Source organism: Mesorhizobium sp. L103C119B0, assembly GCF_000502235.1.
Classification (GTDB): Bacteria; Pseudomonadota; Alphaproteobacteria; order Rhizobiales; family Rhizobiaceae; genus Mesorhizobium.
In genome coordinates this window covers 1-6,744 of sequence record NZ_AYXE01000050.1, presented here as the reverse complement: position 1 = coordinate 6,744, position 6,744 = coordinate 1, and the positions used below count along the sequence as shown (strand labels likewise).

General features: G+C 58.6%; 9 protein-coding genes and 1 pseudogene. 7 read left to right on the top strand and 3 right to left on the bottom strand.

Annotated elements, in window-relative coordinates; translation table 11 throughout:
• The first annotated feature begins 708 nt into the window (after window positions 1-708).
• Window positions 709-1,017 carry a DUF982 domain-containing protein gene (locus X728_RS1000000169930; RefSeq protein WP_081732538.1) on the top strand — a complete coding sequence of 103 codons (309 nt, stop codon included), beginning with the start codon at window positions 709-711 and terminating at the stop codon, window positions 1,015-1,017.
• An 877-nt stretch (window positions 1,018-1,894) separates the two neighbouring features.
• On the opposite strand, the pseudogene X728_RS01000000167500 reads toward X728_RS1000000169930, so the two are convergent.
• Window positions 1,895-2,196: pseudogene (locus X728_RS01000000167500) on the bottom strand (metalloregulator ArsR/SmtB family transcription factor).
• 183 nt (window positions 2,197-2,379) lie between these two features.
• Here X728_RS01000000167500 and X728_RS137165 point away from each other — a divergent pair.
• From X728_RS137165 to X728_RS137170, 3 genes are all read left to right on the top strand, one after another.
• Window positions 2,380-2,568, top strand: coding sequence for a DUF3606 domain-containing protein (locus tag X728_RS137165; protein ID WP_023833301.1), 189 nt, complete (start codon window positions 2,380-2,382; stop codon window positions 2,566-2,568).
• A gap of 187 nt (window positions 2,569-2,755) precedes the next feature.
• Window positions 2,756-2,956: a hypothetical protein gene (locus X728_RS1000000170810; protein WP_155924071.1), complete on the top strand. Its 201-nt coding sequence runs from the start codon at window positions 2,756-2,758 to the stop codon at window positions 2,954-2,956.
• 22 nt (window positions 2,957-2,978) lie between these two features.
• Window positions 2,979-3,185 carry a KTSC domain-containing protein gene (locus tag X728_RS137170; RefSeq protein ID WP_023833298.1) on the top strand — a complete coding sequence of 69 codons (207 nt, stop codon included), beginning with the start codon at window positions 2,979-2,981 and terminating at the stop codon, window positions 3,183-3,185.
• Window positions 3,186-3,872: 687 nt separating this feature from the next.
• Here the strand turns inward: X728_RS137170 and X728_RS1000000171205 are convergent.
• The gene (locus tag X728_RS1000000171205; protein ID WP_023833296.1) at window positions 3,873-4,019 is read right to left on the bottom strand and encodes a hypothetical protein; all 147 of its coding nucleotides are present in this window, start codon (window positions 4,017-4,019) and stop codon (window positions 3,873-3,875) included.
• A 20-nt stretch (window positions 4,020-4,039) separates the two neighbouring features.
• A complete protein-coding gene (locus X728_RS1000000170805) occupies window positions 4,040-4,474 on the bottom strand; it encodes a hypothetical protein (RefSeq protein ID WP_155924070.1) in 435 nt (144 codons plus the stop codon).
• Here X728_RS1000000170805 and X728_RS1000000168110 point away from each other — a divergent pair.
• The 3 genes from X728_RS1000000168110 (at window position 4,445) to X728_RS0136770 (ending at window position 6,371) form a co-directional block, all read left to right on the top strand.
• Window positions 4,445-4,957: a hypothetical protein gene (locus X728_RS1000000168110; RefSeq protein WP_023833294.1), complete on the top strand. Its 513-nt coding sequence runs from the start codon at window positions 4,445-4,447 to the stop codon at window positions 4,955-4,957. The two genes, X728_RS1000000170805 and X728_RS1000000168110, sit on opposite strands and share 30 nt — an antisense overlap.
• Window positions 4,958-5,033: 76 nt before the next feature.
• Complete coding sequence (locus X728_RS1000000171950; protein WP_023833293.1) at window positions 5,034-5,732, top strand: hypothetical protein; 699 nt, start codon at window positions 5,034-5,036, stop codon at window positions 5,730-5,732.
• Between the two features lie 291 nt (window positions 5,733-6,023).
• On the top strand, window positions 6,024-6,371 hold the full coding sequence (locus X728_RS0136770; RefSeq protein ID WP_031196249.1) for a DUF1294 domain-containing protein: 348 nt from the start codon (window positions 6,024-6,026) through the stop codon (window positions 6,369-6,371).
• Window positions 6,372-6,744 lie beyond the last annotated feature (373 nt).

Below are 6,744 nucleotides of genomic sequence, written 5' to 3'. Positions count from 1 at the left end.
AACAGGCCGCATGAGGCCAGAAATGAAACTCCGGACTCTCCATTGAACTGGAGGGAACAAGGGTCCCAGGTCAGGAACTAAGTTGGCTTCGCGGTTAAGCCTTCAAGATGGCATTGCGAGATAATTTACTCGGTTGCTAATGCGCCTGTATCTTTGGCAGCGCGGGGCTTCCTGTCTTCCCGCAGTGGCCGGTGCGGTTAAGCCCCCACAAGCTTGCCCAACTGCACCGGCCATTCCCTTATGGCTGGGGATGGTCTTTGCGTTCGGCAATCTTTGCCAAGAGCTTCCGTGAGGCCTCTAGGATGCGGCGTGTCTCTTGGATGGTCGATTGTAGGGATTCCAGTTCTCTCTCCGCCCAGCGCTGGCCACGGCGGGCGCTTTCAATGAACTGGTGGTCAGGTTCCCACCGGTCTTTCATGGGACTTAGCCTCTCTTACCGGTAGCGGATCAACGCCAAGAAAACCCGCCATCCGCGCGCAACAGCGGGTTTCCATAGTCACGGCTACATCCGAAGAATCGACCGCTTAGATTAGGAATGTGTGATTCCCGCCACGGTTCCGTACAATTTTGGAATGCCGTTCCCTAGCTGGGTGGTCCCAACCCGTCGATTCAATTGGCTTGTGCTGAAATGGGCAAAAATCAAATAGGCATGGAACCAAAAAGCTCTTGTTGCGTTCGGCGCACTAAAAAGAGGTCGGAGGTTGTGCCATGGGCACCTTTTTACCGCTTTTCGTTAAGCGGGTAGACCGGAAATCAATGACGGTTTCCTCTATTTGTGAGGCCGAGGAAGCGCTCCAGGGGCAGTGGCCAAATAAGGGAGCGGCGGCCTATAGGGATGCATGCCGATTAATTGCGGAGGCCAAGTATGGAAGCTGCAGTCCGGCCGTAGCATTTGCGGCGTTCAAGGCCGCCGCTATCGACCAGCACTTGCTGCAGCCCGAGCCCGGCGCTCGGCATGTCGGACAACGTGCCATAAACCATCGTGATGATGAACCGCCGTCCCCGAGTACCAAATAGAGACCGACACACGGGATCTCGCTTGGTCGCGCGACGGTGGGCTCGCACCGTACCGGGGCAGGTGTGATGCGAGCCCGGCCGAGTCTTGCGGGACCTCGACCAGCAGCGAACACCCACTCGCTGCCGTTCTATCAACATGCCCCCAAATTTCAGGTTCCGCTAATGTACAAAAAAGCCCACCACCGTTCAGGTAGTGGGCAGTTTTGGGAGACACTGATATGGGAACAGTGCGACCGCCCCAAGTGTTTCGAGCCTACAATGTTCCAGGGGGATTCACAGTGCGGGCGTTTCTATGAAGGCATGGACACGGTTTCCGATGATACCGGCCAGGCCTCAGGGAGCCCCGCCGGACTTGTGGCGCCCGTCCGCGCCTTCGCCTTCGATCTTGCCGCCACGCTGTTCCTGGCCTCGCAGTCGGCCTTGGTGTTGGCTTTGGAATGGCGATCGTGGGTTAGATCGCGTCCTTCCTTCGTTTGTATGTTTCGTGGGCATTGGTAGCAGTGCCCATATGTTTGCCAGCCGGCGCTAAGTATCACCGGTCAGGCCCAGTGGCCGCCCGTTACGCCCCCCCGCAACAAGCTGCTGGGCCGCCCTATGTACCGCCGAGGCGAAAAAAGCCGCTGCGCGAGATGGTCAACTAGCGCCAGTGAACTGCGCGAACTAATTGCGCGCAAAACGCATAGGCGGCGGGCTTTTTGTCTGTCCGGGGAACAGGCGTCAGGCGGGTGAGTTGGGTGGTTGCAGCGTCTCCCGCTGCCAACCAGGCCCGTGCTGTGCTTTACAGGCTGGCGCGGGCCGCTCGTGCCCCGTTAGGTCCATCGAACTTAGCGATCCACCTGGTTCGGGTCGCCCCCGTTTAGGTCTTAGATTTGCCTTCTCAGGCCATTCGCAGCCGGCGAAGTCTTTGGGCGACGTAGTGCGGACCTGGCCCCGCGAGCGGTCGTCCGGTCATCAGGAAGCCGTCCAGCATAGCTAGCAATTCGCGCGCTGCGCCGGATGAGCAGTAGTAGTAGATTACTTGACCGTCGCGTCGGTGCCGACAAGGCCGAAGGCGCGGAGCTTGGCAAGATGCTGCGACAAAGCCGACTGGCTGAGTTGAACTTTCTCGGCGAGGACACCGGCCGAAAGTTCGCCGCCGGCCAGGTGGTTCATGATCAAAAGCCGCTTCTCATTTCCCATCAATCTTCACCCGCGAGAGGCTTCTCCACAAGGGTCGGCATCAACGGCTCGATGAACTTCAAACGCATGCACAGACCCACCCTCCGGCGATTAAGCTAAAATAGTTCCGAAACCGGAAATCAGCCTTTTGGTGCAACAAATACGTCAACTCGACGTTGCGGGATGAGGGAAGGAGGAAACGATATGGCCGATGACAAGAGCAAGCGGGATTTTCGCGATCGGGACCGTGTCTCAGCCGACGAGGATTATGAAGTTGAATATTTCGCAACAAAGACCGGCATCACACCCCAGCAGGTCAAAGAGCTGATCGCGAAGCACGGCAACCAACGCGAGACTTTGGAGCGGGCAGCCAAGGCGCTGCGGAAACAATGACCAGGCTATCTGATCTCGGCAGACCACTAATCGGGCACCGATATGAAGGCCCGCCCGCGAGCGAACTCGCGCATTTCCTCCCTTGCCCTGTTTGCGGGCAACAGATCGATATGCGCGATTTTCGCCAGGTCACTTATCATGCCGATCCGGAGCACGACCCGCTCGAACTGGACGCTTAGGACCAAAAGTGCCGAAATACCACGTTGAGGAAATGGACGGCGACACCGTGACGGCTACCCACATTGTCCACGCGACAACGCCGATCAGGGCGGCGCGGGAGGCGACGGATCGCGACATCACTCTGCGCACCAGCGAGCCCATCTGGATCAGGGTTGCCGACGAAAAGCACGGCCACATATTCGAATACAGTTTCAGCCAACTCGGCTAGTTGAGTTTTTGAATGGCATACCATGCCGTCGACCTCGATACGCAAGTTCGACTATGACCCCAACACTAGGGTTCTCTCGGTTTGGTTTGTAGCGAGCGGGAAGCATTACGACTTTTTGGACGTACCTGCTGAGGCCGTTGCTGCGTTCAAAGCTGCCTTTGCCAAGGGCGTCTATTTTAACAGCCACATCCGCAATCGTTATGCAGTCCGGCTCGCGCCAGGGCGCTGACATCTGGAGACGCCGGGCTTGTTCAGGGATGGCCCGCGCCTGCTTCCGAGCGCGGGCCGACCATGATGAATGAGGGGCCATCTTGGTCACCGGCAGGACCGCTGAGAACTCGAGCCGGGCGGGACCGAACAGCCTCGGAGCGAGGATGTTCCCGGCTGACGCAAAAAGGCCGAAGGGCGCAATTAGCATCGACTTAATTAGATCCGGATCATTTTAACGAATCGTTGACCGCGCTGTCCCAGAATAGGACGGCGCGGTCAAACCCCAACCTTGGCTGCGCAGGCGGCTTCGGCATTGAGTTCCACCCCGAACTGTCGGAGCCGCCACCCACCCCACACTTATACCAGCAATGGTTGAATCAACCGTTACTGCACGTGCTTTNTGTCGGAGCCGCCACCCACCCCACACTTATACCAGCAATGGTTGAATCAACCGTTACTGCACGTGCTTTCCATGGCGCTTCCCTGATCGTTAGACTTTGACGGAGCAAACTTGGGATTCACAAGATTCGGAGACTCGACCGATGGAAACGATCTTCGATGACATCGGCAACGGCCTCAGAGCGCCCGCACAGACGCATGGCGCCCTGTTTGCGCCTTCGCATCGACATGGCCGGCAAGCTGTTCCTTGGCGTCGCAATTGGCCTGGGCCTTGGCTTTGGAATGGCGATCGCGGGTTAGACCCGACCTATCGGTTCGGGCGGTCCGTAGCCAAAGCGTTGTAGAGCACCAAACACGCCAGCAACGAAATGACGCTGCCCAGCAGGTCGCCTAGGGTCAGGCCGGAAAAATAGACAAGATCGAACGCCAGTACCGCATCGCTCCAGCCAATCATGATTCGGGACACTGCCGACATTAACCCTTAGTCGGCGCTAATGTTCCGGTCTGGATAACCTGTTCAATCTTTTGGTTGAACTTGCGCCTCGCCAACAATCCAAAGTTGGGCGAAGCAATCAAGCTTGCGAATGAATACGCCTCCGGAGATGTCCCCATCGGCCAAGAGGTTTTCGAGGCCATCGGAGCGTCGCGGAAATGAAAGAGAGTTGGCGAAAGAGGCGGAACGCTATCCGGTCTGGCAAGCTCGCTCCCACACCACGCAACGTCATCCAAAGTACCGCTAGGGATAGGAAGGGCTAAGGTCCGCAAGCGCACCCTGCCCTCCGTGAAGTTCGCTGGCTGGCAGACTACTTCGATGCCGGCGGCAATCGCCGCGCCAAGCAGTTCGACAAGGGCAAGGATGCCGACGCCTATCTGGTAAAGGTGCGACGTGACCTGCAGCTTGGCGTTCATGTCGCAGACAGCACCTCGATCACGATCAAAGAGGCGTCGAAGCTGTGGCTGGAAAGATGCGACGCCGAAGGCTTGGAGCGCTCTACGCGCGATGCCTACGCCCAACACGTCAACATCCACATCGTGCCGCTGATCGGCGCCAGAAAGCTCTCGCAGTTCAACACGCCGCACGCCCACGCCTTCGCTGACGAACTGGCGAAGGATCGATCGCTTGCCGTGGTCAAGCGCGTTGTGCGTTCGCTCGGCGCGATCTTCGTTGAAGCAAGGCGGCGTGGCTTGGCGGCGACCAATCCGCTGTCGGACGCCAAGGTGAAGACGAACGATCGGCGAAAGTTGAAGCGGCCCGAGATCCCGACCAAACCCGAGTTGCGGACAATACTGGCCGCCGCCCAAGGCAAGCACCGCGCCCTGATAGTCACGGCGCTATTTAGCGGCTTGCGCGCCTCCGAACTGCGTGCCTCAGAGGGAACGCCGTCGACCTGAAGCGCGGCGTCCTCACGGTGAAAGGTCGCGTGGGCGCAAATTTCGGGCTTCCGAAGACTTCGGCCGCGAGCGCGACGTGCCGCTGGCGCCGATGGCAATCAACGCCCTGAAGCAGCAGCGCCTGGCCATTGCGAACGGTCCCGATGGCTTGGTGTTCCCCTCCGACGAAGGAACGCCGCTCGACCATCACAACATCCTTGCGCGCGTCTGGACGCCGATGCTCGTCGGTGCCGGCATATTCCGGCTCCACCCGACAAGGCTCGATCCCGAAGGCGATCCTCTCAAAATCGCCAAGTACGACTTCCATGGCCTGCGTCATGCACCGGCCAGCCTGTTCATCGAACAGAAGCTATCGCCGAAGCGATTGTTTTTCTTTAGCATCAAAATTGTTAGAGCCACCCGAGTGACACGAATTTACGCCAGAATACGACCCTTTTCGCCACGTATCGATCTCTCAGTGCACACGGAGCGCACACGAAAGAATGGCCACCTATACAAAACTCTCGTCCGGTTCCTGGCGTGTCCAAGTCCGTCGCAAAGGTCGCTACGTCAGCGAGACCTTCCTGTACGTACAGCGCGCCTGAAAAGCTTCGGCGAACTCATCGACCTTCATATCGACGACATGTGCGATGTAGGCAAGTCCACTCGCCGCTCCAAGGCCGCAGCGCTCGATATGCTGCAAAGACATCTGGGGAAGTGCAAAGTCGCGGCTTTGGATCGCGAACGGCTCATCCGTTCGGTCGCGACCGGGCCGCCCAAGACGCCGGACCGATGACCCTCGGCATCGCCATCGGCTTTGTAAAACTCATTCTGGCTCATGCCGCTGCGGTTCACGAGCTGCCCGTCAAGGTCGACCGGTTGATCTCCCGCGTATCGCCCTGAAGAGGCTTGGCCTGGTTGGAAAAGGCCATCAGCGCGACAGGCGCCCGATCCAGGATGAACTCGACAGGCTCATCGGTCACTCCGTGTCACCATGACGACGTTTCAGATAGCCCATTTAGATGGACCCGTTGCCATCCGATATTTAGCGGGCTTAGGTTATACTGGCCGGAAGGTGGAGGAGCGCATGCCGGGGCAGTTTGCAATCGAGGTCATCGGCTACGCTGTCGCGGTAAACTTGCTGGCTTACGCCACCATGGCGTTCGACAAGGCTATGGCCAAAAACGGTGCCCAACGCATTCCAGAGTCGACGCTTCTTACACTCGCCATCATTGGCGGCAGCATCGGGACTGTGATCGCGCAAAAGACGATCCGGCACAAGACGCGCAAGGAGCCGTTCCGCTCCAGCCTCGCTCGCATCGTCCTGCTCCAAGTCCTCGCGGTAATCGCGATTGAAGTGGGATTGCTCTTTCCGGGATTGCCCGAAGCGCTCTCGCAATTACTGACATTCGGAGGCGAATTCGGGGGCCTCTAGCTTCAAGGATGTCAAGAGCGGACGTTCAGGTCACACAATTCGCGACATGGCCGAAACGGATGAGGGCGCGCATTGCCTGCTGGCAGATTTGGGCGGTAAGCCGGCGCGTCCATCCGGCCGACACCTAATAATTGTTACCCAGTCACGTGGTGCTGTCCCTGGTAGCCGTTCTAAGTGGCCCGGCACCTTGGCGGGGCTCCACCAAGTACGCGCCGGGCCTAGCCGGAAGTGGACTATCGGGAAACCGGCTGGGGCCACATGCGCACCATCTGGACATCGGCGAAACATGCAGACGAATGAGGTAGTGTGCTGAGAGTTCTGCAAATTCGCTGAGAGGGGGCGGTCATGGCAGGCTGGTGATTGTTCACGTCAC